The organism is Sorangium sp. So ce1335, assembly GCF_051521615.1.
Lineage (GTDB): Bacteria > Myxococcota_A > Polyangia > Polyangiales > Polyangiaceae > Sorangium.
Genome location: NZ_CP150363.1, coordinates 10,545,732 through 10,571,293 on the forward strand (window position 1 = coordinate 10,545,732; position 25,562 = coordinate 10,571,293).

At 74.2% G+C, this 25,562-nt stretch carries 19 protein-coding genes; 8 read left to right on the forward strand and 11 right to left on the reverse strand.

Annotated elements, in window-relative coordinates:
• Position 1 precedes the first annotated feature (1 nt).
• The 4 genes from WMF24_RS39430 to WMF24_RS39445 all read right to left on the reverse strand — a co-directional run bounded on the left by WMF24_RS39430 (position 2) and on the right by WMF24_RS39445 (position 4,909).
• The gene (locus WMF24_RS39430; protein WP_437732610.1) at positions 2-592 is read right to left on the reverse strand and encodes an RNA polymerase sigma factor; all 591 of its coding nucleotides are present in this window, start codon (positions 590-592) and stop codon (positions 2-4) included.
• A 100-nt stretch (positions 593-692) separates the two neighbouring features.
• Positions 693-1,604: an alpha/beta fold hydrolase gene (locus tag WMF24_RS39435; protein WP_437732611.1), complete on the reverse strand. Its 912-nt coding sequence runs from the start codon at positions 1,602-1,604 to the stop codon at positions 693-695.
• A 106-nt stretch (positions 1,605-1,710) separates the two neighbouring features.
• Positions 1,711-3,381, reverse strand: a complete 1,671-nt coding sequence (locus tag WMF24_RS39440; protein ID WP_437732612.1) for a multiheme c-type cytochrome — start codon at positions 3,379-3,381, stop codon at positions 1,711-1,713.
• Between the two features lie 55 nt (positions 3,382-3,436).
• Complete coding sequence (locus WMF24_RS39445) at positions 3,437-4,909, reverse strand: MlaD family protein (RefSeq protein ID WP_437732613.1); 1,473 nt, start codon at positions 4,907-4,909, stop codon at positions 3,437-3,439.
• Between the two features lie 162 nt (positions 4,910-5,071).
• Here WMF24_RS39445 and WMF24_RS39450 point away from each other — a divergent pair, with 162 nt between their 5' ends.
• The 4 genes from WMF24_RS39450 to WMF24_RS39465 all read left to right on the forward strand — a co-directional run bounded on the left by WMF24_RS39450 (position 5,072) and on the right by WMF24_RS39465 (position 10,882).
• A complete protein-coding gene (locus WMF24_RS39450) occupies positions 5,072-6,229 on the forward strand; it encodes a CAP domain-containing protein (protein ID WP_437732614.1) in 1,158 nt (385 codons plus the stop codon).
• Positions 6,230-6,471: 242 nt separating this feature from the next.
• Positions 6,472-8,937, forward strand: coding sequence for an Hsp70 family protein (locus WMF24_RS39455; RefSeq protein ID WP_437732615.1), 2,466 nt, complete (start codon positions 6,472-6,474; stop codon positions 8,935-8,937).
• The gene (locus WMF24_RS39460) at positions 8,937-9,320 is read left to right on the forward strand and encodes a hypothetical protein (protein ID WP_437732616.1); all 384 of its coding nucleotides are present in this window, start codon (positions 8,937-8,939) and stop codon (positions 9,318-9,320) included. Before WMF24_RS39455 ends, WMF24_RS39460 begins: the two co-directional genes overlap by 1 nt.
• On the forward strand, positions 9,317-10,882 hold the full coding sequence (locus WMF24_RS39465; RefSeq protein ID WP_437732617.1) for a hypothetical protein: 1,566 nt from the start codon (positions 9,317-9,319) through the stop codon (positions 10,880-10,882). Before WMF24_RS39460 ends, WMF24_RS39465 begins: the two co-directional genes overlap by 4 nt.
• 18 nt (positions 10,883-10,900) lie before the next feature.
• On the opposite strand, the gene WMF24_RS39470 is transcribed toward WMF24_RS39465, so the two are convergent.
• Complete coding sequence (locus WMF24_RS39470) at positions 10,901-12,028, reverse strand: cation diffusion facilitator family transporter (protein WP_437732618.1); 1,128 nt, start codon at positions 12,026-12,028, stop codon at positions 10,901-10,903.
• Positions 12,025-13,257 carry an acetyl-CoA C-acetyltransferase gene (locus WMF24_RS39475; RefSeq protein ID WP_437732619.1) on the reverse strand — a complete coding sequence of 411 codons (1,233 nt, stop codon included), beginning with the start codon at positions 13,255-13,257 and terminating at the stop codon, positions 12,025-12,027. The genes WMF24_RS39470 and WMF24_RS39475 overlap by 4 nt, the downstream gene beginning before the upstream one ends.
• 123 nt (positions 13,258-13,380) lie before the next feature.
• Between WMF24_RS39475 and orn the strand changes: the two genes are divergently transcribed.
• The gene (gene orn / locus WMF24_RS39480; RefSeq protein ID WP_437732620.1) at positions 13,381-13,947 is read left to right on the forward strand and encodes an oligoribonuclease; all 567 of its coding nucleotides are present in this window, start codon (positions 13,381-13,383) and stop codon (positions 13,945-13,947) included.
• Between the two features lie 263 nt (positions 13,948-14,210).
• Here orn and WMF24_RS39485 read toward each other — a convergent pair whose 3' ends face one another.
• From WMF24_RS39485 to WMF24_RS39495, 3 genes are all read right to left on the reverse strand, one after another.
• The gene (locus tag WMF24_RS39485) at positions 14,211-15,482 is read right to left on the reverse strand and encodes a serine/threonine protein kinase (RefSeq protein ID WP_437732621.1); all 1,272 of its coding nucleotides are present in this window, start codon (positions 15,480-15,482) and stop codon (positions 14,211-14,213) included.
• A 351-nt stretch (positions 15,483-15,833) separates the two neighbouring features.
• The gene (locus tag WMF24_RS39490; RefSeq protein ID WP_437732622.1) at positions 15,834-16,289 is read right to left on the reverse strand and encodes a helix-turn-helix domain-containing protein; all 456 of its coding nucleotides are present in this window, start codon (positions 16,287-16,289) and stop codon (positions 15,834-15,836) included.
• A 34-nt stretch (positions 16,290-16,323) separates the two neighbouring features.
• A complete protein-coding gene (locus WMF24_RS39495; protein ID WP_437732623.1) occupies positions 16,324-18,231 on the reverse strand; it encodes an ABC transporter ATP-binding protein in 1,908 nt (635 codons plus the stop codon).
• Positions 18,232-18,437: 206 nt separating this feature from the next.
• Between WMF24_RS39495 and WMF24_RS39500 the strand changes: the two genes are divergently transcribed.
• Together WMF24_RS39500 and WMF24_RS39505 are read left to right on the forward strand one after the other, a co-directional pair.
• Entirely contained in the window at positions 18,438-18,815 is a 378-nt protein-coding gene (locus tag WMF24_RS39500; RefSeq protein ID WP_437732624.1) for a hypothetical protein, read from the forward strand.
• 536 nt (positions 18,816-19,351) lie between these two features.
• Positions 19,352-19,789, forward strand: coding sequence for a hypothetical protein (locus WMF24_RS39505; protein ID WP_437732625.1), 438 nt, complete (start codon positions 19,352-19,354; stop codon positions 19,787-19,789).
• Between the two features lie 159 nt (positions 19,790-19,948).
• Here the strand turns inward: WMF24_RS39505 and WMF24_RS39510 are convergent, their stop codons facing one another.
• Positions 19,949-21,178: a choice-of-anchor L domain-containing protein gene (locus tag WMF24_RS39510; protein ID WP_437732626.1), complete on the reverse strand. Its 1,230-nt coding sequence runs from the start codon at positions 21,176-21,178 to the stop codon at positions 19,949-19,951.
• Positions 21,179-21,244: 66 nt separating this feature from the next.
• Positions 21,245-22,978 (reverse strand): arginine--tRNA ligase, encoded by a 1,734-nt coding sequence (argS, locus tag WMF24_RS39515; RefSeq protein WP_437732627.1) that lies wholly within the window; start codon positions 22,976-22,978, stop codon positions 21,245-21,247.
• A gap of 229 nt (positions 22,979-23,207) precedes the next feature.
• Between argS and WMF24_RS39520 the strand changes: the two genes are divergently transcribed.
• On the forward strand, positions 23,208-25,421 hold the full coding sequence (locus WMF24_RS39520; protein ID WP_437732628.1) for a protein kinase domain-containing protein: 2,214 nt from the start codon (positions 23,208-23,210) through the stop codon (positions 25,419-25,421).
• Positions 25,422-25,562: the final 141 nt, after the last annotated feature.

Genomic DNA, 25,562 nt, shown 5'->3' on the forward strand with positions numbered 1-25,562 from the left:
ATCACTCTCCGAGCGCCTCGGCCAGGCAGCGCCTGCCCCGCGCGATCCAGGTCGCCACCGTCCCGAGGGGGATGCCGAGCCGGCGCGATATCTGCTGGTAGTTGAGCCCTTCGACATGGAAGGCCAGGAGCGCGCGGCGCTGCGGCTCCGGCAGCTGCTGCAGGGCGAGGTCGATCCGGCGGGCGTGCTCGGTCTGGGCGGCGCGCTCCTCCGGACCGGGCGCTGGGTCCTCCACCGACTCGAGGAGCGCGCCCGGCTCCTCCGCGTCCTCCGCCGGCGGCGCCTCGGCGCGCCGGGTGCGCCGGCGCCGGCGCAGCACGTCCAGCGCCACGTGGCGCGCGATCCCGAGCACCCACGGGCGCAGCGGCTCGCCGTCGCGGAGGCGGCTCCGCCCCTCGAGCGCCCGGGCGAGCGCCTCGTGCGTGCAGTCCTCGACGTCGGGGTGATCGGCCCGCTCACCGAGCACGCAGGCGATCGCCGCCCGGACCACCGGCCGCAGGGCGGCGGTCTCGTCGAGCGCCGCCGTCACGAGCGACGCCGCCGGCAGCCCGTCGGGCGCCAGGGGAGACCGCGGCGTGGTGGCTGGAATCATGGGGAACCCTGACAGTTCGCGCGAGCCCCACCCGAAATTTCACGCGCCGGTCGAGAACGCTCCCGCACCGGATCCCTGGCCGGACTCCGGGTGCGTGGACCTAGGGGGCTGTGGGCGGCGAGAGGAAGGCCGTGAGCTCCGGGAGGACGAGCGCCGGGTCCTCCAGGTGGGGCGCGTGCCCGAGCGGCAGGACCCGCAGCGTGGCGCGGGGGATCGCGGCGGCCGCGGCGATGCCGATCGGCGCCGGGAAGACGTCGTCGCGCTCGCCCCAGAGCACGAGCGTCTCGGCGTCGATCTCGCCGAGCCGCGAGAGGCGGTTCGGGACGGGACCGAAGGCGGGGAACAGCGCGTTGAACGCGGCCACGGGCGCGATCCGGCCGTCGGGCACGGCGTAGAGCTCGCCGTGCAGGGCGGCGAGGCGCGCGCCGATCGGGGTGGGCGGCGGCGGGTGGATGCGGTGGAAGCGCGCGGCGCCGAGCAGCCGCACAAGGCGCTCCGGCGGGGCGCGGAAGTAGGCGCGGCTGCGCGCGGTCATGACGGCGCCGACGCCCATCGCGCCGATGAGGGCGAGCTTCCGCGGGCGCGCGCGCCTGCGGAGCGCGATCTCCGCCGCGACGAGCGCGCCGAGGGAGTGGCCGACGAGCGCGGCATCGCCGAGCTCCAGCTCGAGGAGGAGCTCCTCGACCGGATCGGTGAAGAAGCGGAGGCCCTCCTCGAACCCGCCGCCCTCGAACGGGGGCGACGATGCGTGGCCGAACCCCGGCAGATCCACGGCGATGACGCGGTGGCGGCGCGCGAGCTCCGGGAGCAGCGGGAACCACGTCGTCGCGGCGTTCCCGCGGCCGTGCAGCAGGACCACCGGCGGGCCGCTGCCGCCCTCCAGGTAGCGAAGCGTCGCGCTCAGCGCGGCGCGGCGGTGCACCGCGAACGGCGGCGCGCCCGCGGCGAGCTCCGCGAGGATCGCGCTCTCGGCCGGGCCCAGGCGGGAGACGACGGCGTGGACGTTCGTCACGGGCGCCTTCCGTAGCGCGATCGATACGCCGCGGAAATGGTGCAGCCCGCCCGGCGCCCCGCGGCGCCTTGGCCCGCGGGGCGGCCGCGGCGCGGCCCGTCGTGCGTCAGTCCCTGCCGTGCCCGGGCCCGAGGATGAGCTGCATCTTGGCCATCGGCTCGAACCCCTCCACGTGCGGCGGGTGGTGACACTGGGAGACGCAGCTGTCGGGCGGGGGCGAGAGCACGATGAGCCCCTTCTTCTCCGGATCCTGCGCGTGCAGCGAGCCCGGGCCGTGACACTCCTCGCACTGCACGTTCTGCAGCGACGCGTTGTGCGTCACCGTGGAGCCGCCCGGCTTGCCGTAGCCGGTCACGTGGCAGCTCACGCAGTCCAGGTTGTACTCCTTGAAGTCCTGCTGCAGCGTCGCGTAAGCCCGCGCGTGCGCGGTGCCGTCGAAGACCTTGCGCTCCTCGTCGTGGCAGTTCGTGCAGGCGTCGATGCCGATGTAGCTCGCCTGGCCCTTCGCCGGAGGCTCGGGGACGCGGTCCGCGAAGGCCTCCTTGTTGTGGGCGTTGACCCGCTTGTAATAGGCGAGGAGCTGCCCGGCGACGTCCTTGTCGGCGCCGAGCTTCTCGCGCACCTCCACGAGGTTGTAGCGGAAGAAGCTGCCGGTCACCTTCGTCTCCGCCGCCTCCAGCTTCGCCTTCTCGGCCCGGAGCTTCTCCAGATCGGCCTTGCGATCGGCGACGTCCTTCGCCGAGACGCGCTTGTCGCCCTCCCAGCCGTTGAGGCGGATCTCGAGCTCCCGGATCCGCGCCGACAGGCTGATGAGCTCCTCGGCCTTCGCGACGCCGCCCGCGTCGGCGAACACGAGCGGGCCGTCGCCGCCGCCGCGGACGAAGAGATCCACGACCGCCACGGACTGCAGGTGGTTCGGCGCCTCCACCACGAGCGTCGCTCCGATCATCACGGGCGGCTTCTGGCCGTCGTTGCCGTCCCCGCGCTCGCTGGGCTTGCCCAGCACCAGCACGTGCAGCTCGGGCACGCCGTCCGCGATCCGCAGCGCCTCGCCCCTCGGCAAGGCCGCGAGCCCGACGAACACCCGCGCGCCCTGCTTCTTCGCCTCCTCGATGCCCGCCTTCACCGCCTCGATCGCCGGGCCGGCCTTCACGCCCTCGGGGTAGGCGCCGGTGCGGCCCTTCGGGTCGCTCACGCCGACGAGGCCCACCTTCACGCCGCCGACGTCGCGCACCACGACGCCCTTCACGCCCTTCGCGCCCTCGAGGTTCCTGGCGAGCGCCGCCGCCCCGGCCTGCTCCTGGTATCCCGCCAGCTTGTCCGCGCCGAGCGCCCAGTCGTTCTCGCCGGGCGCCCACGCGGCCAGCCCGATCTCCTTCGCCGCGAGCGCCATCGCCTCGGCCTTCCAGGCGTCCTGCGACGAGCGCTCCGGCTTCACCTCGGGGTCCGTGAAGAGCAGCGGCCCCGCGCCGACGACGAGCCGGTTCGGCGCCTCGTCGCGCTGGCCCTCGATGAGGGCGGCGAGGTGATCGATGCCCCCGAGCTGATCCTTCGTGCACCCGCACGGCTCCAGCGCGCCGGCCACGGTGCTGAGCACGTAGAGCCGCACCGTCGGCGCGCTCACGGCCACCTCCGTGTCCGCGTCCGCGCTCACGGCGCCCGTCTCGGGGACCTTGCACCCCTGGCAGGCAGCGACCCCCGCCGCCGCGGCGATCGCGAGGAAAGGAATCAAGAGCGCGTACCCCCGACGCACCCCGCCAAGAAGCGAGCGCTTCATGACCGCGCTATAGCACAAGCGCCCGGGTGAACCGCCGGCGCGGCGCGGAGCGCGGTCAGAAGCTCGACGGGGCGAAGGGCAGGACCGTCTTCAGGTCGGCGTCGTTGAACCGGAGCTGCAGCCCGATGAAGTAATCCCGCCGATCGGTGTTCAGGATGTCGTCCATGCCGCCGAGCAGCCACAGCTTGCGGATGAACTCGTACGCGAGCGCGACGCGCCAGCGCGGCGACAGCTCCTCGCCGAAGCCGAAGAGGTCCTGCCGGAGCTCGAAGCGGTCGTCGAGCAGGTGAAGGTCGAGGCCGAGGCCGCCCGTCGACTCCTTGATGCCAAAGCGGCCCGTGAACGGGCCGAGCCGCTTCGCGAACTGGAACGAGAAGCGGAAGGCGTTCGTCGTGATCGTGCGGACCTCCCGGTAGTGCGCCGGGTCGTTCGGGTTCGTCGTGTCGACGTCGATCTGCTGGAAGTCCGTCTTGCCGCGCGGGTCGTTCACCAGCTCGACGACGTAGTACTTGTCCTCCGTCGGCTGGAGCCTGAGCTCGACGTAGCTCTTGATGGTGTTCGCCAGGAAGTTGTAGTCGGTCCGCAGCCCGACGACGGTCTGGAACCGGCTGATCCCGCCGACGAGCTCTCCGACGTCCTCGACGACCGTCTCGACCTCGTTGATCAGCGTCTCGTCCTTGGTGATGCGGCCGAGCGTCCCCTCCCCGCGGTCGATGCGCGCGGCGACGCTGTCCACGTGCTTCAGCGCCGACTCGAGGCTCTCGGTCGCGCGCCCCACGCGCTCCGCGGCGGCGCGCAGCTCGCCGGGCTGGCCGTCCCGGCCGGGCACCTCGGCCGCGGCCGTCATCGTGCGGATGTCGCGGCTCACCTGCTCGACGTTGCGCAGGATCTCGCGCAGGCGCGGGCCCGACTCGCCCGTGATCTGGTTGATGTTGTTGATCGTCTGCGTGACGCCGGCGCGGTTCTCGCGGACGGTGGCGTTCATCTGCTCGGTGACGTCCGCGAGGTTGTCGAGGATCTGCGCGAGCCGCTCCTGGCCGCTCTCGGAGCCGACGGTGTTCTTCAGGGTCTCGGTGACCGTCTTGACGTCCTTCAGGATCTCGGAGACCTGCGCCTGCATCGACTGGATCGTCGGCTCGTCGATGTAGAACAGGATCCTCCCCTCGTCGGGGATGCGCGGCTTGCCCTCGGTGCCGGGCGAGAGAACGACGAACGACTCGCCGATGAGGCTCGTGGCGCGCTTGCCGATGGCCGCGTCCTCGTAGAGCGGGACGTCGGGGCTCATCTTGATGTCGATGCGCGCCTGGCCGTTGTAGAGCGAGATCTTGTCGACGACGCCGACCTGGATGCCCGAGATCATCACCCGCGACTGCGGGGACACGCCGATGGCGTCCGGCAGCGTGGCCCAGACGCGGTAGCCGTTACCGCCGCCCACGTCGCGCGAGACGAAGCGGTAGCCGCCGTAGGCCGCGCCTGCGAGCACGATCGTCATCACGCCGACCTTCGCGGCCCTGGAGACCTCAGCCATCCTGCGCGACAGCCACGGTAGCACGGGCGGACCGGAGGACCGCGCGGCTTTCTCCGGGGCGCGGAGATGCGGGGAGGCGCACATCGCGCGCGCGGCGACGGGCGCCGGGCGACGGCGGGCCGGCGACGGGCGCCGGGGCGGGAAACCTGCTAGCCGAGGCGCATGCGGTCGTGGTGGGCCACGGGGATGTTCGGCGCGGCGCTCACCTTCGCCTGGGCGGCGGCAGCGGATCCGCCGGCGCTCACCTGGGAGGCGACGACGCGCTCGCCGCAGCCGCTCGCCGCGAGCGCGCCGGAGATGGCGGCGCTCGCGGCGCGCTGCGGGAGCGCGGACGCGGCGCTCGCCGCCGTCGCCCGGCGCAACGTCGAGCGGCAGCTCCAGGGAGGCGACTTCATGCCCCCGGACGAGCTCGCCTTCACCCTGCGCGCCGCGGGCGCGCCGCAGGCCTGGCCGAGGGGCTGGTCGATCTCCGGCCGGGGGCTCGATCCGGCGGAGATCGGGACGCGGCTCGACGGGTGGCTGTCGGGGTGGACGACCCTCGGGGTGCGGCGATGTGGGGTGGCCCAGGCGAAGAAGCCGGACGGGACGGTGATCGTCGCCGCCGTCGGGGTGGACGCGCTCGCGGACCTGTCGCCGCTGCCGACGAAGGCGCGGGTGGGGCAGTGGGTGACGCTCGAGGGGACGATGCGGGTCCCCGCGACCGCGGTGAAGGTGGTGCTCCTCGGGCCGCGGGGCGCGCCGAAGACGGTGCTGAGCTCGCTGTCAGGCGCGCGGCTCCGCTCGAGCTTCGCTGTCGACCAGCCCGGGAGCTGGCTCGTGCAGGTGCTGGCCACGGTGTCGACCGGGCCGAGGCCGGTGCTCGAGGCGATGATCTTCGCGGGGAGCGCGCCGCCCGGCCGCTTCGTCCGCGCGACGGCGCCGGGCGAGGAGGCCGCGAAGGGGGCGAAGGACGACGAGGACGCGATGCTGCGGATGATGAACGCGGCGCGCGCCTCGGAGGGCCTGCCGGCGCTCGCGCGCGACCCGGCGCTCGCCGCGCTGGCGCGGGCGCACTCGGAGGCGATGATCAAGGCGAAGATGGTGGGCCACGACGTCGGCTCGGGCGACCCGGCGGTGCGCCTCAAGGCGGTCGGGTACAAGGCGACGATCGCGGGAGAGAACGTGGCCAGCTCGAGCACGACCGAGGGCGCGCACCGCGCGATCTGGGCGAGCCCGTCGCACCGGGGCAACCTGCTCGACCGGCGCTACGGGCGGACCGGGGTGGCGGTCGTGCGCGACGCGAGCGGGCGGGTCTGGGTGACGCAGCTGCTCGCGGGGTGACCGCGGGCGTCGAGCGCCGCCGATACGCTCGCCGGAGCCGATCGAGCTCCGCCAGGGCCTCCGTGAGCCGGCTCGCGCCGCGCTGGTCCGTCAGCTCCTGGGCTCCAGGGTATGTCCGCGCGCGGTTCACGTTCACGGTTCCCGGCGAGCAGGCGCTCGCCGATCGCCCGTTGTTCTCCGCCGCACCGGCGCCTGCGGCTCATCCGGGCGGCCGACGTTCCGCGCGTGTATCCTTGCACGCGATGGCTGCACGCCCGCTTTACGTCGGCATCGACCTCGGCACCACGAACTCGACCGCGGCCGCCTTCGACGGCGAGAAGGTCACCCTCGTCAGGAACTCCCAGGGCGCGACGCTCACGCCGAGCGTCGTGCGGATCGACGCGCGCGGGACGGTCACGGTCGGCGCGCGCGCCCGGCGGTTCCTCGAGAGCGACCCGCAGAACACCCGCGCGGAGTTCAAGCGGCTCATGGGCACGGCCCAGCCGATCGAGTTCGCGGCGGCCAGGGTGACGAAGAAGCCCGAGGAGCTCGCCGCCGAGGTGCTCCGATCGCTGCGCGCCGACGTCGCCGAGCACCTCGGCGCCCTGCCGGCCGCGGCCGTGATCTCCGTGCCCGCGCTCTTCGAGCTGCCCCAGAGCTCGGCGACCTCGGAGGCGGCGCGGCGCGCCGGGTTCGAGCGCGTCGAGCTGATCCAGGAGCCGGTGGCCTCGGCGCTCGCCGCCGGCTGGACGGCCGAGGAGTCGACGGGGAGCTGGCTCGTGTACGACCTCGGCGGCGGGACCTTCGACGTGTCGCTGCTCGAGACGCGCGACGGGCTGCTCCGCGTCGTCGGGCACGACGGCGACAACTTCCTCGGCGGGCGCGACTTCGACTGGGCCATCGTCGACTGGGCGCTCGCCGAGATCGCGCGCACCCAGGGCGTCACCGTGAGCCGCGCCGACCCGCGCCACGCCGCCGCGCTCCGCAAGCTGAAGCTCGCCGTCGAGGAGGTGAAGATCGAGCTCACCCGCGCCGAGGAGGCGTCGCTCGCGCTCCCCGGTGCGTTCGAGGTGGACGGCGCGCCCGTCGACGTCGACCTGGTGCTGCAGCGGTCGACGCTCGAGGCGCTCTGCGCGCCGATCATCGACCGCTCGATCGAGGTCTGCCGGCGGCTCCTCGCGGCGCACGGCCTCGACGCGTCGCAGCTCGCGCGCGTCGTGCTCGTGGGCGGGCCGACGGTGATGCCGGCGCTCCGGGCGCGCGTGCGGGACGCGCTCGGCGCGCCCTTCGGCGAGGGGCTCGACCCGATGACCCTCGTCGCGCAGGGGGCCGCGATCTACGCGGCGACGGCGGGCCTCGACGCGCGGGCCTCTTCCTCCGGCGCGCGCGCCAGCGAGGAGGGCCGCCGGCTCTGGCTCCAGTACCCGGCCATGTCGTCCGACCTGACGCCGCACGTCGTGGGCCGCGTCGTCGAGGGGACGGGGCCCGCGCCCGAGCGGATCCGCCTCGCGCGCGAGGGCGACGGCTGGACGAGCGCCGAGGCCCCGCTCGACGCCGAGGGGGCGTTCGTCGTCACCGTCGACCTGCTCCCGCGCCGGCCGAACGTCTTCCGCGTCGAGGGGCTCGCGGCCGGCGGCGCGCGGGTGCCCGTGCACCCGCAGTCGATCACCATCGTCCAGGGGCTCACGATCAGCGACCCGCCGCTGTCGCGCACCATCGGGGTCGCGCTCGCGGACAACACCGTTCGGGTCTACTTCGAGCGCGGCGCGCCGCTTCCGGCCCGGCGGACGTTCGTTCACCACAGCGTGGAGAGCGTCCCGAAGGGCTCCAGCGCGTGCGTGCTGAAGATCCCGATCGTCCAGGGCGAGCTCGACGTCGCCCACCTCTGCCGCGTCGTCGGCGCGCTGGAGATCGACGGGAGCGGGCTCACCGCGACGCTGCCCGCGGGCTCGGCGATCGAGCTCACGCTGGAGCTCGACCGCGGCGGGCACCTCTCGGCCCGCGCGCTGATCCCGTCGCAGGGGCTCGTGTTCGAGCGCGTCGCGCACCTGCTCGTCCCCGAGGCGGCGCCCGAGGTGCTCGACGCCTCGCTCGCCGCCATGCGCGCGCGGCTCGCGTCGGTGCGCGAGGGCGCCCTGCGCAGGAACGAGCCGCACGCGCTCGGCAAGGTCACCTACGTCGAGTGCGCGCTCGCCGAGGTCGAGCGCGACGTGGCCGCCGCGCGCGGCGGCGACGCCGACGCCGGGCAGAAGGCGCGGCGCGCGCTGCTCGATCTCGACGTCCTCCTCGAGCAGGCCGAGGCCGACAGGCGCTGGCCGGAGCTCGAGGCCGAGGCCCAGGCCGCCGTCGCGAACGCGTCGGTGTGGATCTCGCAGCTCGGGTCGGGCACCGAGAAGGCGCTCCTCGAGGAGGCCGCGCAGGGGGTGGCGCGGGCGCGCGCGGAGAAGAGCCAGGTCGAGCTCCAGCGGCAGCTCCGCCTCGTCCGCAACCTGAGCAGCGCGGCGTTCCAGCGGCACCCGAAGGCGTGGGTGTGGATGTTCGAGGAGGCCGCCTCCGAGGCGCACCAGGCCTCGGACCTCGTGCGCGCGCAGAAGCTCGTGCGCGACGGTCGCAGCGCATCGGAGCGCGGCGACACGACGGCGCTCCGGGCGATCACCGAGGAGATCTGGCGCCTCTTGCCGGTCGACGCGCAGAAGCGCAGGCTGGGGCACGAGTCCGGGGTGCGGTGATGGACGACGCGCTCGGCCGCCTCCGCGACAACCCGTTCTACGTGCTCGGCTTGCGCCCGAGCGCGAGCCGCGCGGAGGTCGAGCGCGAGGGGCAGAAGCTCCTCGGCATGCTCGAGCTGAAGCTCGCGAGCGCCGCGACGTACGCGACGCCGGTCGGCCCCGGCGTCCGCACGGCCGACAAGGTGCGCCAGGCGATGGCGGCCCTGCGGGACCCGGAGCGGCGCCTCGCGCACGAGGTCTGGGCGCGGCTCGATCCGAGGCCCCCGCCCGAGGACGACCTCGACGACGATCTCGGCGAGCTGCCGCCGCCGGAGCCGCCCGGGGAGGACCCGCGCGCCCCGTGGCCGGAGGCGCTGTCGGCCCTTGGCTGGAGGGCGCGGTGATGCTCCACCTCGCCCTCGCGTTCATGGCCGTCCTCATCGTCGCGACCGGGGTCATCGTCGTGCCCCTGCTCGTCGAGCGGCGGACGGCCGCCCAGAGGGCGACCGACGACCACGCGCTCGGCGGCACCTTCGCGCGCATCCTCCTGGGCGTGCTCGCGGTGCTCTTCGTGTCCACCGTCCCGCGCGGGTCGCTCGCTGGCCTCCTCGTGCTCGCGCCGCCCCTCGCGCTCTTCGGGCCCTGGCTCGCCGCGCGGCACGTGTTCATCCCGCTCGGCCTGCCGCGCGCGGCGTACGCCGCCGCGAGGCGCTCGCTCTTCGCGTGGCCCGCCGACCCGCGCGGCGGCGCGGCGCTCGCGGCGGCGTGGGCGCTCTGCCGCGCGCGGCGCCCGGATCCGGCGGCGGAGGCGTGGCTCGGCGACCTGCTGGAGGGTACCGGCCAGCGCCGCGGCGCGGGGCGGGGTGGCGACGGCGGGCCGGCCGCGGCGGGCACGGAGCCGCTGCGCGGCGCTGGCATCGCCGCCGGCGCGATGCTCGCGGCCTACCGCGGCGACATCGAGGGCGCGCGGGCGCTCTTCGAGAGCGTCGCCTGCCTCGACGAGCGCGCCTGCCCCCGCGAGGCCCGGCGCATCGCCGCGGGCTGGCTCGCCGCCGAGGCGGCCGCCCGCGGCGACTGGGCGGCCGTCGTCGAGCGCGCGGCCGACGGGGGCGGCCGGGCGACGGCCCTGCTCGGCGCGGCCGCCGCGCGGCTGCTCGGCGACGTGAGCGCGCCGGGCGCTGTCGCGCTCTGGCTGCGCTGGCTCGCCGCGCCCCGGCGCCGCGCGACGCTCCCGCTCCTGCGCCGCGCCCTCGCCGCGGGCGACGGCGCGCCCCGCCCGGAGCCGGAGGAGCCCGAGCCGCGCGCCGGCAAGGTCGCCGAGGGCGACCTGTGGAGCCGGGCGGTGCTGCTCCACGCGACGCTGCTGCTCCGGCCGCGCGGCAAGGTCTCGGGCGACGATCTCCGGCGGCTCGGCGGCGCGTGGGACGCGGCGCTCGAGGACGAGCGCGCCCAGGCCGAGCTCCGCGAGCGGGCGCTGTCGCTCGGCGCCTCGGGCGCGCAGGCGGCGCTCGGGCCGCTCGCGCGCGCCGTCGAGGAGGACCTCGCGGCGGCGCTGCGCGCGGCGCGCGTGCCGCTCGCGGAGTGGGACGACCTCGGCGCGACCATCGGCCGCACGCGCCGGCGCCTCCGGGACGAGCTCCTGTCGGAGGTGGAGATCGCGTGCGACGCCCTGCGCCGCCGCGTCGACGAGAAGCGCGAGCTGCCCGCGCTCGCGGAGTGGCGCGAGTGGACGGCGCTGCGCGCGCAGTACGAGGCCGCGGCCGAGCTCGCGGGCACGGAGTTCCGCCGCCTCGCGTTCCCCAAGCTCCACGCCGACGTGTGCCACGCCGCCGTCTGGCTGTTCAACACGCGCAAGGAGCGGGCGATCGGCAACGCGATGTTCCGGTGGCTCCTCGCCGAGGCCGAGGCGCTCGAGGACGCGCGCCTCGCGGGGCTCCAGCGCGGCAACGTCGCGTGCGGCGTGTGACGCCGGGCGCCCGCCCCGCTACGGGTCGCGGCGGTCGCCCGCCGGCGCGTCGTCGCGCTGCGCCCGGGCGCCCGGGCGCCGGAGCGTCACGAGGCGCTCTTCCTGGAGGGGTTCGGGCTGGATCGTGCAGTGCTCCAGCGCGTGCTGCTCGCGGAGCCGCCGGGCCACGGCCGCGGCCACGTCCGTGCCGTGGTGGCCCCTGGCGAGCACCACGTGGACCGTGAGCACGTTGAACCCGTCGGAGATCGACCAGACGTGCAGGTCGTGGAAGTCGACGACGCCGGGCACGCTCCGGATCGTGTGCTCGACGTCGGCGAGGTCGATCTCGATCGGGCTGCCCTCCATGAGCACGCGCGACGTGTCGCGCACGAGCCGCCAGCCGCCCCAGAGCACCAGCGCGCCGATGGCCGCGCTGATCACCGAATCGGCCCGCGTCCAGCCGAAGGCCAGGATGAGCACCCCGGCGGCGATCGCGCCCACCGAGCCGAGCGCGTCCGACAGCACGTGGGCCAGCGCGGCCCGCGTGTTGATGTTGTGGCCGTGCTCGCCGGTCGAGAGCAGCAGCGCCGAGACCACGTTCACGATCAGCCCGATGGCCGCGGTGATCGTCAGCGCCTCGGCGTGCACCGCCTGCGGCTCGCGCCACCTGCGGGCCGCCTCGATGAAGATCCAGATCGCCGTCAGCCCGAGCGCGATGCCGTTGGCGAACGCCGCGAGCACCTCGGCGCGCCGGAAGCCATACGTCCGCGCGCGCGTCCGCGCCTGCGCCGCGATGCGCTGGGCGATGATGGCGAGCCCGAGCGCCGCGGCGTCCGCGAGCATGTGGCCCGCGTCGGCCAGGAGGGCGAGGCTCTTCGACCACCACCCGACCGCCGCCTCGATGAGCAGGAACGACGTCGTGAGCGCGAAGGCCGCGACGAGCCGGCGGAGCGGCGCGCGCCGGTGGTCGTGGTCGTGGTCGTGGTCGTGGTGCCGATCGCGGTGGCCGTCACGCCGGGCGTCGCCGTGATGTCGCGCGTCGCCGTGATCATGGTCGTGCCCGTGATCGTGAGGGTGGTCGTGCCCCGCGCCGCGCCCGCGCGGGCGCTCGGGGGCGGAGCTCCCAGGATCGTCGGGCACCCCCATCGCGGCGCCGGCGCGGCTCACACCCGCTCGATGATGGTCGCCACGCCCATCCCTCCGCCGATGCACAGCGTGATCAGCGCGGTCGCCTTGCCTTCGCGCTCGAGCTCGTCGAGCGCCGTGCCGATGAGGCACGCCCCGGTCGCGCCGAGCGGGTGACCGAGCGCGATCGCGCCGCCGTTCACGTTGACGCGGTCGAGATCGATGCCGAGCTTGCGCGCCGTCTGCAGCGGCACCGCCGCGAACGCCTCGTTGATCTCCCAGAGATCGATGTCGCGCGCCTGCATCCCCGCCTTCCTGAGGGCGCGCTCCGACGCGGGCGCCGGGGCCGTCAGCATGATCACCGGCTCCGCCCCGGCCGTCGCCGCGGCGCGGAGCTTCGCCCGCGGCTTGAGCCCGTGCGCCTTCACGTAGTCGCCCGACGCGAGCAGCACCACGGCCGCCCCGTCCACGATGCCGCTCGAGTTGCCCGCCGTGTGGACGTGCTGGATCGCCTTCACCTGCGGGTACCGCACGAGCGCGAGCTCGTCGACGGTCTCGCCGCGGGGGCCCATCGGCGTCGCCCCGAGGCCGCTGAACGCCGGCTCCAGCTTCGCGAGCGCCTCCATCGTCGCCCCGGCCCGCGGGTGCTCGTCCCTGTCGAGCAGCGGCTTGCCGTCGCGATCGACGACCGTGAAGAGGCTCTTCGCGAACCGCCCCTCGCGCGCGGCCCGCTCGGCCTTGTGCTGGCTCGCGAGCGCGAAGCGGTCGACGTCCTCGCGCGAGAAGCCCTCGATCGTCGCGATGAGGTCCGCCGAGATGCCCTGCGGCACCATCGCCAGCTTCTCGCGGAGCGCGAGGTTGTTGCCGTCGAGCGGCGCGCCGTCCGAGCCCATCGGCACGCGCGACATGCTCTCGACGCCGCCGCCGACGGCGAGCTCCTGCTGGCCCGACATCACCCCCATCGCCGCGAAATTGACCGCTTGCGCGCCCGAGCCGCAGAAGCGGTTGACCGTCGCGCCGGTCACGACGTCCGGCCAGCCGGCCGCGAGGATGGCGGTGCGCGCGATGCACGCCCCCTGCTCGCCCGCCTGGGTCACGCACCCGACGACGACGTCCTCCACGTCGTCCTTGCGGATCCCGGTCTTCTCGGCGAGGCGGTTGAGCGCCTGCGCGAGGAGCTCCTGGGGGTGCACGCCGGAGAGCGCTCCCTTGCCTGCCTTGCCGCGCCCGCGCGGCGTGCGAACGGCATCCACGATGAAAACGTCTCGCATGACAGGCCTCCGAGCCCCCAGGCGTCCGGCCCGTGCTTAGCACACGACCCGTTCCCCGGGCAGCCCGCTCGCAGCGGGTCGCGGTGGACCTCCACCGCCGCGGATCGGCTATGCTCGCGGCCGATGACGGACCGGTCGCAGCGCATGGTGTGGGTCGATCTGGAGATGACGGGACTCGATGAGAGCTCGTGCGCGATCGTGGAGATCGCGACGATCGTCACCGAGCCCGACCTCACCGTGGTCGCCGAGGGGCCGTGCCTCGTCATCCACCAGCCCGAGGAGGTGCTCGCGGGGATGAGCGACTTCGTCCGCGATCTCCACGCCCGGTCGGGGCTGCTCGCGCGCATCCGCGCCTCCACGCTCTCCGTCGGCGACGCCGAGTCCGAGACGCGCGCGTTCCTCGAGGCGCACTGCGACGAGGGGACGGCCGTGCTGTGCGGCAACTCCGTGTGGAAGGACCGCGCCTTCCTGCAGCGCTACATGCCGCGCCTCCTCTCCTTCCTCCACTACCGCATCGTGGACGTCTCCACGCTGAAGGAGCTCGTGCGCCGCTGGTACCCGGCGCGCTCCGCGCCGAAGAAGCGCGAGATCCACCGCGCGCTCGACGACATCCGGGAGTCGATCGAGGAGCTCCGGTGGTACCGCGCGAACGTGTTCCAGCCGCTTCCGACGGAGAGCCAGCCCCGCTGAGCCGGCGCGCCGGCCCGAAAGGGCCCGCGCCACGCCCGGCTCGCTCGCACCGACGGACGAGACGACGCTGCCGGCCGGCGAAAAATTGTCGACGATGTGAGAAAATTCGATCGATCGACGGAATGCTTTTGGTAGGCTGGCCATGCGTCCAGGCCTCCGGCACGAGGCCTGTGATGCAGACGCCCCGGCGGCCCCAATCCGCCGGGGTGTCGTTTGCCAGCCGGGCTGGGGGAGCCCGCTGGGGGCTTCGCCTGCGGGAGGCTTCAGAAGAGCTGGTCGCCGTACCACCGCTGCCGAGGGCGTCCTCCGGCGTCCGCGGCCGGCGTCGTCGCCATGGAACCGGGCGCGGGACGGCGCGTCGCCCGGGACCCCAGCACGGGCCTCTCGACGGCGGGTCGCACCGCCTCGGGGACGCCGGGGTCGCACTGCGCCGGCGGGATCAGCTCCGGGTTATTTTTTGAATCTCTGATGTACGTCGAGGGCTCGGCGGGGCCCGGGGGCGGCGCCCCGCGTCGGGCGATGTAAGAGCTCAGGGGTACGGCGACCGCGGCGCTCGTCAGCGCGACGATCAGCAGCGCGCCGCCGATCCGCAGGGCGCCGCGGCGCCAGCGCGGGGCGGCGATCTGGACCACGGGGTGCCGCATGGCCTCGGGGGGGAGCGTCCCGGTGGGCAGGGTGTTTCGTGACGCGGGGGCAGGCGCGCTCCGTTCGGTGTCCGGCGGCGGCTCGAGCGGCAGCGGGGCGCCCCCCGCGCGCGGCGCCGAGTCGGCGAGGAGCAGCGGCCGCACGGCGGTCATGAGCTCCTGGACCGTCTGGAAACGCGCGTCGGGATCCTTCGCGAGCGCCCGCGCGAGCGCCTCGTTGACCTGGGACGGCAACCCCTCGATCGGCGGGGGCACCTCGTCGAGCGCGCACACGTCGAGATCGTCGCGCCCCTCGAACGGCCGCCGGCCCGCCAGGGCGCAATACAGCAGCATCCCGAGCCCGTAGATGTCTGTTCGCCGATCGATCGCGCGCGCGTCGAAGAGCTCCGGCGCCCGGTAGCGCGCGGCGTCCTCCATGGCGTCTGCCGGCGCCCCGAACAGGCGGTGCAGCCCGAAGGCCCTGACGACGGCGGCCCCTTGGCCGGAGATCACCACCGTGTGAGGGCCGAGATCCCCGTGCACGAGGCCCAGCGCGTGCGCCGCGCCGAGCGTCCGCGCCACGTCGACGGCGAGCTCGTAGGCGACGTTGCGGAGCCCGGGCAAGAGCTCCTCCACGGTGGGGTCGTCGCTCGGCCGGGCGGCCACCCAGCCCGCGTCGCCCTCCATGCCGCCCCGGAGCACAGGCACGATGCCGTGCAGGGCCGCAGACAGCGAGAGGAGCCTCTCGAGCTCATCGCGGAACGCGGCGGCGTCGAGCGCGATGTCCTCCTGGACATACAGGATCACCTCGCGACCGTCCGCGTCGAGCGCGCGATAGGCCTCGGCGGGAGCGGGCGAATCGAGGCTGGCGACGATGGTGTAGCCAGCGAACTCCTGGCCCAGGATCACCATGAGACCCTCGCCGCGGACTGGCCGCCGGACACGGCCGCTTCGATTGCTGCGCGCAAGGAGAGACACGTTCGAGGAGCGGGCGCGCGCCGCGATGTTGGATCAGCCCAGAAGATTCTGCTCACTGCGTCGGACCTCCGGCACGAGGTTCGAGTCCATGACACCCCCGGACACGGCTCGGGGAATATCGGTTCACCGCTTGACCGCGAGCGTAACAGACGTCTCAGGCCCGCGGAAGCCGTCGCCAGGGCAGACCGGGATCCCTGGGCCCGCGAGACGGCACGCTCCCTTTCCGGAACGACGGCTGCTCACTCTTCGGAACGACGGCTGCTCACTCTCCGGAACGACGGCTGCTCACTTCCCGGAACGACGGCTCGAGGGCGGTGACGCGCGCCCTGGAACGGCGCGCTCCGGCGGGCGCGACCTGGGCGCTGCCGCCGAGCGAGAGCGCTCGGGATCTTCGCTGGCCAGGGCGAGCATTGCTTGCTTCCTGGGCGAATCGTCAGGCTCCATGAGCAGAAAGAGGATCGCGTTCTGGAGCGTCTCCTGCGCCTTGTCGAAGAGCTCTGCCACGACGGACGCGACCGGGCTGCGCCCGTCGCCGGGCAAGAGGAGGCGCGGATCGCACTGGAGGCCCTGGGCGATGAGGCCGAGCGCGCCGAGCCCGAGATCCCGCTCGCCGCGCTCCACCTGCCGCAGGTAGGTGGCCGAGAGCTGGGCGCGCTCGGCGAACTCCTGCATGCTGAGCCCGCGAAGCTTCCGGAGGATGTGGATCGCCTGGCCGACCTCCTTGGGGAGCGTGTCGCGCATGCGCGGAGCCTAGCAGGCAGAGCCCGCTCGAGCTCTACAGGTATCCTTCGGCCTGGAGCGCGAACATGCGGGCGTAGCGCTGGCCGCGGGCGACGAGCTCGTCGTGGGTGCCCTCCTCGACGATGCGCCCGCCGTCGAGGACGAGGATGCGGTCGGCCATGCGCACCGTGGGGAAGCGGTGCGAGATGACGATCGTCGTCCGCCCCCGCGAGAGCGACCGGAACCGCTGGAAGACCGCGTGCTCGGCCTCGGCGTCGAGCGCCGCGGTCGGCTCGTCGAGCACGAGGATGTCGGCCTGCTCGCGCATGAAGGCGCGCGCGAGCGCGATCTTCTGCCACTGCCCGCCGCTCAGCTCGACGCCGTCCTTGAACCAGCGCCCGAGCTGCGCGTCGAGGCCCCTCGGCACCGCGGCCACCACCTCGTCCGCGCCCCCCTCGGAGACCGCGCGCGCGATGCGCGGCTCGTCCGCGAGGTGATCGAGGCTGCCGAGCCCCACGTTCTCGCGCAGCGTGAGCTGGTATTGGTTGAAGTCCTGAAACACAACTCCGATCCTCCGGCGGAGCGCGTCGATGTCCCAGGCGCGGAGATCCTCGCCGTCGAGCAGGATGCGCCCCTCGGTGGGCTCGTAGAGCCTCGTGAGCAGCTTGATGAAGGTGGTCTTTCCCGCGCCGTTGTGCCCGACGAGCGCCAGGCTCTGCCCGCTCGGGATGAAGAGGTCGACCCCCCGGAGCGCCCAGCGCGGCTGGCCAGGATACCGGTAACCGACGCCCTCGAACCGCACACCCCGCTCACCGGCGCCTGCGCGCGCGAGCGCAGGCGCGACGCTCGAGGGCGCCGGCGCGCCGTCCGCGGGCGCAGGCCCGCCGTCCGCGGGCGCTGGCCCGCCGCCGCCCGCGAACGCAGGCGCGCCGTTCGAGGGCGCTGGCGCGACGTCCGGAAGCGCGGGTGGCGCGCTCGTCGGGATGCTCAGGTACTGAAAGAGATTCGACATGTACAGGTTGTGCTCGTACATGCCGCCGACGCCGGCGAGGACGGCCTGGAACGCCTGCTGGCCTTGCCGGAAGGCGGCGACGTAAAGCACCATCTCGCCGAGCGAGAGGCGCCCTGACGCGGCGCCGAGCGCCATGGCACCATAACAGCCGTAGAACGCGGCCGTCCCGAGGAGCGACAGGCCGTAAGCCCACCCGGCGCGGCGGACCGCGAGGGCGCTGTCCTCCCGGTAAAACGACGCGGCGAGCGCCCTGTATCGCTCGAGGAACATCGGCCCGAGCCCGAAGAGCTTCACCTCCTTGGCGTGGCCGTCATTGGCGAGCACGTACTCGAGGTAATTCAGCCGGCGGGCCTCGGGAGATCGCCAGTTGCGGAGACGGAACGCCGCGCCCGAGAACCGCGCCTCGGCGACCGTGGCGGGGATGGCCGCGAGCAGGAGCGCGAGCACCGCGAGGGCGCTGAACCCCACGAGCATCACGGCGTACCCTGCGAGCGTGATGAGGTTCTGCACGAGCGAGAAGCTCTCGGTCACGACCGACGCGGGGCGCGACGACGCCTCGCGGCGGGCGCGGGTGAGCTGGTCGTAGAACTCGGAGTCCTCGAAATGGGTCAGGTCGAGCGAGAGCGCCTTCTCGAGGATCATCGCGTGGATGTCGATCGAGAGCCGCGCGCCGAGCAGCTGTCGGGTCAGCGCGAGCCCGCGCTGCGCGAGCGCGAGCGCGGCCACGAGCCCGAGCTCCACGGAGACCCACACGAGCGCGGCGCGCTCGTCGCGGGCGACCACCGCGTCCGTGATCGCCTTGCCCACGTAGGCCACCCCGAGCGGCAGGACCGCCGCCGTCAGCGTGAGCGCGCCGAGCGCGACGCTGGCCGCGCGCGACGAGCGCCAGACGAGCCGGAGCGTCCGCGGGGTGTAGGCGAAGCTTTCCCGCAGGCGAGAGAGGCCGAGCATGGGGGCGGATTCTAACCACGCCGCCGCGCGCCGCCCGCAGCGTTCCGGCAGCGCGGCGCGGCGGGCTGGGCGGCGCGGCCTCCGCGCGCTCGCCGGGGTGGTCCTCGCGCTCGCGCCGCCCGCCGCGGCACGGGGGCGCGTGCGGCAGCGGTGGCGGGCGCGCGCCGGGCGCGGTATCCCGGGGGCTCCTGACAAGGAGGCTCTGCATGGCGAGCATGTCGAATGTGACCATAAGCTTCGGAGCGCTGCTCACGGCGCTCGGCGTCGGCGGCTTCGCGGCGACGCGCGCGCCGACGGCGCTCATCCCGGCCGGCTTCGGGGCTGTCTCGATCGGGCTCGGCCTGCTCGCGAGGCAGGAGAAGTACCGCATGCACGCCATGCACGCGTCGGCGCTGGTCGGTGTCCTCGGCGCCCTCGGCTCGGCCCGCGGCCTGTCCAGGCTGCCGGCGTTGCTCTCCGGCGGCGACGTGGACCGCCCGGCGGCGGTCATCGCCCAGTCCCTGATGGCCGTGCTCTCCGCGGGCTACGTCGCCCTCTGCGTGCGCTCCTTCGTCGCGGCCCGCCGCGACGCCGCCCGCAGCTGAGCGCGTCGCGCGAGGCGCGCGCCGCGCTCAGCTGGGGGCGGCGCCGAGGCGCCCTCACAGCACCCCTCTTCACCATCTCCACCACGCCTCCACCCCGCCACGCCGGGCGCGCGCCGAGCGGCCAAGTCGGCCGCGCGCGCGTCGCGCTCACGTCGAATCCGTAGAGAACGGCCGGTGCGGCGGCGCGTCTCGCGTCCACGAGATCCCCTACCCTGTCCTCACTAGGCACGTCCGATCTCCGCGCGTCGGAGCTCCGGATCCGCGCTCTCCCCGCGTCCGATCCAGGCGTCTCCTGGCGTCGGATCCCCGGGCAGATCTCCCCATGTCGATTATTTGGCAATCTGGAACGACAATCCGGAATGCTACAAATCCGCGCGCAAACGGCCAGATCGGCGCCCTTGGTGGCCGTGCTTGATGTACTGTCGACGTCACCAGACCATCAACTACAAAGAAGAGCGAGCACCATGCTTCGACGCGTCATTGCATTGGGGCTGACCGCGCCTCTTTTCCTCTCGTGCGGGGAGGATGGGGCCATCATGATCTGGAGTTGCAACGAGTGCCCCGAGGGCTGGACCTGCACGGAAGACGCATGTGTCCCCCCGCACTGCAGCAATGGCATCACCGATGATCACGAGGGGGAGACCGACACCGACTGCGGTGGTTCATGCGCGCCCTGCCGACTCGGCGCCGCGTGCGCGACGGGGCTCGACTGCAAAGAGGGCGTATGTCGCCTCGGCGCTTGCCAGGCCCCGACGTGCGTGGACGGCGTGGCGAACGGCTTCGAGACCGGCGTCGACTGCGGCACCCGCTCGTGCCCGCTCTGCCCCGCGGGAGAAGGGTGCCTCGCCGGGGAGAACTGCGCGTCCGGCGTGTGCAGGGAGCGTGTCTGCCAGGAGCCTTCCTGCGATGACGGGATCCTGAACGGGAGCGAGATCGACGTGGATTGCGGGGGCGCGTGCCGGACCTGCAGGTAGCGCGGAGAGCGCCGAGGAGGTCACCGGATCTCGCGCCCGCGACTCCGCACGAGACCCCCGCGACGGGGGGAGCATCCAGAGGCCCGGCGCGGCCGGCTCAGCGCGGCCGGCTGAACGAGCGCGGCCGATCCGGCGTGAGGAGCTCACCCTGCGTCGAGCTCAACGTGGCTCCTCGGCTGGCCTGGTTTCCAGGCTCACCGTCCCACCGGTCGCGATCCAGCGGAACCCGTCGATGAGCGCGGTGGAGTCGAAGCGTTCATCGCCCGTGTCGAACAGGATGAACCGGAGCGTGATCTCGTCGCCGCCGCGCACCGGCGCCCGGGTCTTCAACCATCGGGTACCGCCGTCGTGGCGCGGGCTGAACCCCGTGCCCGCGAGCTCGCCAGAGCCGCGCGGACATCCGTCGCAGACATCGAAGAACGCGATATTGACGCTGACCGGCCTGCCCTCCTCGTCGAACGAGAGATTGCCGTTGTACGACCCCGGAGGCGCCGGCGTGGCCAGCGCGACGAACTGATCGTTGAAGTCCTCGCAGACCCACTCCGGATATTCGTACGTATAGAACTTGAAGAGGAACTCGTAACCCGTCGCGTTCCTCGGCGCGCGAAGGACGACCTCGAGGCCGATGTCGTCGTTGATGAAATCGGAAGGTGGACAGTCCGGGTTGTCCTGAGGAAACCCGGGCGGCGCGTGGCCAGGGCCGTAGCTCGAGCAGCTCTCGGACCAGCAGGCGTCCGGGTGGTCCGGCAGGCGAGCGCGCCCCGTCGAGAGCGCGAGAAGGCGCGCGCCGCCCTGCACGTTCACGTTCGGGCCGAACCCGTCGAAGAGCCCGACCGACGGCGACCGCTCCGCAGGCGAGCCGTCCCCGCGGACGTACCGCGCTGACAGCACACCCCAACGCCCGCCCTCGGGGGACGCGACGGCGCAGAGGTCGATCGCCCGCGCGCCGTTCATCGGATCGAAGTCCTCCAGCGCGAGCCCCTCGTCGCAGGGCGGCGCCACGTTGTCCACAACGCCGTCGCAGTCCTCGTCCGCCGGCGCGGGCACCTGGCCGCTCGCGTCGGGCTCCGTCACCTCGACCTCGATCGCGCCGGGGTTCACATTTCCATCCGCATCGTTGCAGTCGCCGCCGGCTGGCGTGAACCCGTCGCCGTCGCCGTCCGCGTGGGGGTCGGCGACAGGGCCAGGGGCGCCGCCGCCCATGCCCGGCCCGCCCGGCGCGTCGAGCCCGCCGGGGCCGTCCTCGTCACCCGCCTCCGAGGACCCCGGGCCGCGCTCGTCGTCCGCGCCGCGCTGCGCGGGCGAGCCTGCCACCGCCGAGCAGCCGAGCGCGGCGACGAGCGCCCCCAGCGCCGCGACCCCGGGGAGAGAAGACAGTCGTTCCATCATGCCTGTACTTTGCCACGGGTCCCGCGCCGAGCCCGCGCGCAGACCCCGGGCACGACAGGCGGCGCGCTACATCCGCTCGGGCGCCTCGATGCCGAGCAGGCCGAGGCCCTTCGCCAGCACCCCGGCCGTGATGTCGCACAGCGCGAGGCGCGAGCGGCGCAGCGCCTCGCTGTCGGCCTTGAGCACCGGACAGCACTCGAAGAACGTCGTGAACGACCTGGCGAGCTCGTAGAGATAGCCGCACAGGTGGTGCGGCTGGAGCGTGGCGGCCACGTCCTCGAGCACCGCGCCGAACCGGAGCAGCTCCAGCGCGAGCGCCCGCTCGGACGGCTCGCCCAGCAAAAACTCGGCGCCGCGCGCCGAGGTGACGCCGCCCTTGCGGAAGATCGACCGGATGCGCGCGTGCGCGTACATCAGGTACGGCGCCGTGTTGCCCTCGAACGCCAGCATCCGGTCCCAGTCGAACACGTAGTCCTTGATCCGGTCGCTCGAGAGATCGGCGTACTTCACCGCGCCCACGCCGACCGCGCGCGCGACGGCGCCGGCCGCCTCGGCGTCGAGCTCCGGGTTCTTCTCGCGCACCACCTTCGTCGCGCGCTCCACGGCCTCGTCGAGCAGGCTCGAGAGCTTCACCGTGTCGCCGCTCCTCGTCTTGAACATCTTCTTGTCGGCGCCGAGCACCGAGCCGAAGGCCACGTGCTCGGCGCGCGCGGGCGGCCTGAGCCAGCCCGCCTCGCGCGCGGTCGCGAAGACCATCGCGAAGTGCTGGCTCTGCGGCGCGCCGACGACGTAGACGAGCCGCTGCGCGCCGACGGTCGTGAGGCGGTGCCGGATCGCCGCGAGGTCGGTCGTCGCGTAGCCGTAGCCGCCGTCCTGCTTGCGCACGATGAGCGGCAGCGGCTCGCCGCCCTTGCCCGTGAAGCCGGCCGGGAAGACGCACAGGGCGCCCTCACTCTCGCGCGCGAGCCCCTTGCCTGTGAGCTCGGCGATGACGTCGGCCAGCATCGGGTTGTAGAAGCTCTCCCCGGCGAAATCGGCCTCGGTCAGGGTCACGCCGAGCCGGCGGTAGACCGAGTCGAAGTAGCGCGTCGACTCGCGCACGAGCTTGCGCCAGAGCGCGAGCGTCGGCTCGTCGCCGCCCTGGAGCCGCACGACCCGCTGGCGAGAGCGCTCGACGAACGCGGGGTCGCCGTCGAACTTGGCGCGCGCCTGCCTGTAGAACGCGTCGAGATCGCCGACCGAGAGCTCCTCGGCGGCGGCGGCCTCGCCGAGGTCGAGCATGTGCTCGATCAGCATGCCGAACGGCGTTCCCCAGTCGCCGAGGTGGTTCTGGCGGATGACGCGGTGGCCGAGCGCCTCGAGGACGCGCGCGAGGGCGTCGCCGATGATCGTGCTGCGCAGGTGGCCGACGTGCATCTCCTTCGCGGCGTTCGGGCCCGAGTAGTCGACGACCACCGTCTCGGGCTGCGCCGCGGGCGCGACGCCGAGCCGCCCGCTGCCCGCCGTCTCGGCGAGCTCGCCCGTGAGGTAGGCGTCGTCGAGCGTCAGGTTCACGAACCCGGGGCCGGCGATCTCGACCTTGCGGCAGATGCCGCCGACCTCGAGCTTCGCCACGATCGCCGCCGCGACCTCGCGCGGGGGCCTGCCGAGGCGCTTGCCGAGCGCCATCGCGGCGTTCGCCTGGTAATCGGCGTGGCTCGACCGGCGCAGGGAGGGATCGGTGGCGGCGTGCTCGACGCCGAACGCGGCGGTGATCGCCGCCTGGAGAGCGCGGGCGAGGGCGTGGACGGGATCGGCCATGGCGCATCCTTGGCCCGGGCTCGCGGCCAATTCAATAGGCAAGCCGGCGCCGCCGCCCGCCGCCGCACCGGCGCGCCGTCGATCACCGCGTCCTTGCCGCCTCGTCAGCGCCTCGTCCTCCGGCTCGCCTCCGCCCTGCTCTCCCGTCGCCTTCGCCTTCGTACGCCGTCCTACGGCCTCTTACGCCTTTGACAAAAAACGAACCAGGCCGGACAGTTCACGCCTGCCCGTGAGCGTCTCCCCGCCCCCTGCCCCAGGCGATCCGCAGCCCGCCGCGAGCGACGCGCCCGCGGAGAGCGCTGCGGCCCAGATGGTGGGGAAGGTCGTCTCGGACCGGTACCGGATCGTCGAGCTCGTCGCGACGGGCGGGATGGGCGCGGTCTACAAGGCCGAGCACCTGCTGCTGCGCAAGTGGCTGGCGGTGAAGATCCTCCTGCCCGCGGCGCAGGGCTCGCCGGAGCTCACCGCGCGCTTCGAGCGCGAGGCGATCGCGGGCGCGCACATCCAGCACCCGAACATCGCGTCGGCGACCGACTTCGGGACCCTCCCCGACGGCTCCCGGTTCCTCGTGCTGGAGTACGTCCGCGGCACGACGCTCGACCGCATCGTCAAGAAGGGCCCGGTGCCCGCCGCGCGCGCCGCCGAGATCGCGCGGCAGATCGCGGCGGCGCTCGCCGCGGCGCACGAGCGCGGCGTCATCCACCGCGATCTGAAGCCGCGCAACGTCATGGTCGAGCACGGCACGGACGCCGTGAAGCTCATCGACTTCGGGTTCGCGAAGGTCCCGCTGGAGCGCCTGACCACGACGACGGAGCACAGCGGCGAGGAGCCGCCCGAGCCCGTGCGCATCACGCTGAGCGGCATGGTCTTCGGCACGCTCGCGTACATGGCGCCGGAGGCGGCGCAGGGCATGGAACACGTCGACGAGCGCTCCGATCTGTATGCGCTCGGGCTCATCCTCTACGAGATGCTCGCGGGCAAGCACCCGTTCGACTCGATCGTGCCCGTCGAGCTCTTCCGCGATCAGTGCGAGACGGCGCCGCCGCCGCTCCGGCTGCGCGCCCCGGGCGTGGAGGCGCCGCGCGAGCTGGAGGCGCTCGTGATGCGCCTCTTGCGCAAGGACCCGGCGGCGCGCCCGGCGAGCGCGCGGGCGCTGCTCGCCGCGCTCGACGCGGCCGTGCCGCGATCCGAGGCGCTCGGCCTGCTGCCGTGGAAGGAGCCGCTCTCGGGCGTCGGGGCGCCGCTCGGCGGAGCGCTGCGCGGGTTCGAGCCCGCGGCGCCGGCGGCGCGGGACGACGGGGCAGGCGCCTGGGGCGCCGGGGCAGCCGCGGGGGGCGCCGGGGGCGCCGGGGCAGGCGCCTGGGGCGCCGGGGCAGGCGCGCCGCTCGCGGGCGGCGGGGCGGCCAAGGAGGCGGCGCGCGGGGCGGCGAGGCGGGGCCCGCGGCCGCGAAGGAGCGCGCTGGGGTGGCTCCTCGGCGTGGGCGCGGTGGTCGCAGTCGGCGCGGCGGCGGGCGCGCTGGTCCTCCGGCGCCTGCCGGGGGGCGCGTCGGCGCTGGCGGTCGCCGGGGCGGAGCGCGGGGAGGCGCCCGCCGCGATGGAGGCGCCGGGCGCCGCGCCCGCGTCGAGCGCCACGCCGCGACGAGCCCCCTCCGCGGCGCCGGCCTCGGGCGCCGCGAGCCTCGGGCTGACCGCGGCGGCGACGGCGCCTGCCGCAGGGAGCGAGGTCGCCGCAGGCGAGGCGCCCGATGCAAGCGCGGCGCCCGGTGCAAGCGCGGCGCCCGAGGCCGCCGCGGCCGCCGACGCCGTCGCGGCGCTCGCGGCAACCGAGGCGCTCGACGCGGGCGCGACGCCCGACGCCGCCGCGGCGCCGGCAGGTCCTGGGCCGCTCGATGGCGCGGGGCTGCCGGCCGAGAGGGCGCGCCTCGTGGAGGCGGTCCAGGCGAAGCGGTGGGAAGCGGCAGAGGACGCGCTGCTCGCGCTGCTCGACGGGGATCGCCCGGCCTTCGCGGTGCGCGACGTGATGACGGCCGCGGCCGCCGTCGCGGTGAAGAGCGCGTACCGGACCGACGGCCGCGCGGACGCGATCTTCGATGCCCTGGAGAGCCGCCTCGGCCCCGACGGCCTCGACATCGCCTACGAGATGGTGAGCGGCTACGGCGGCACGCGGGGCGGAAAGCGCGCGGCCGAGCTGCTGCGCCGCCCCGAGGTGCTGAAGCGCGCGAGCGTCCCGCTGCGCATCGCCGTGGAGCTGCGCGAGGCCCCCTGCCGGCGCAAGCACGCGCTCTTCGAGCGCGCGGCGATCGAGGGGGACGCGCGCGCGCTCGTGTTCCTGGAGATGCTCCGCTCGTCGCAGTGCCAGCCGCGGATCGGGCAGTGCTGCTTCCACCACCACGCAGGGATCGAGCGCGCGGTCCGCATGCTGCGCGACCGGCTGCGCCACTGACCGGCCGGCGCCACGGGCCGGCTGCGCCACGGATCGGCGGGCGCCACGACCGGCGCCCCCGACGCCCGGGATCGCGGGCGAGGCACGGCCCCCGGGGACGCCGAGATGGACTACGCTCGCCCCCCGGTCCGCGGCGCCCGG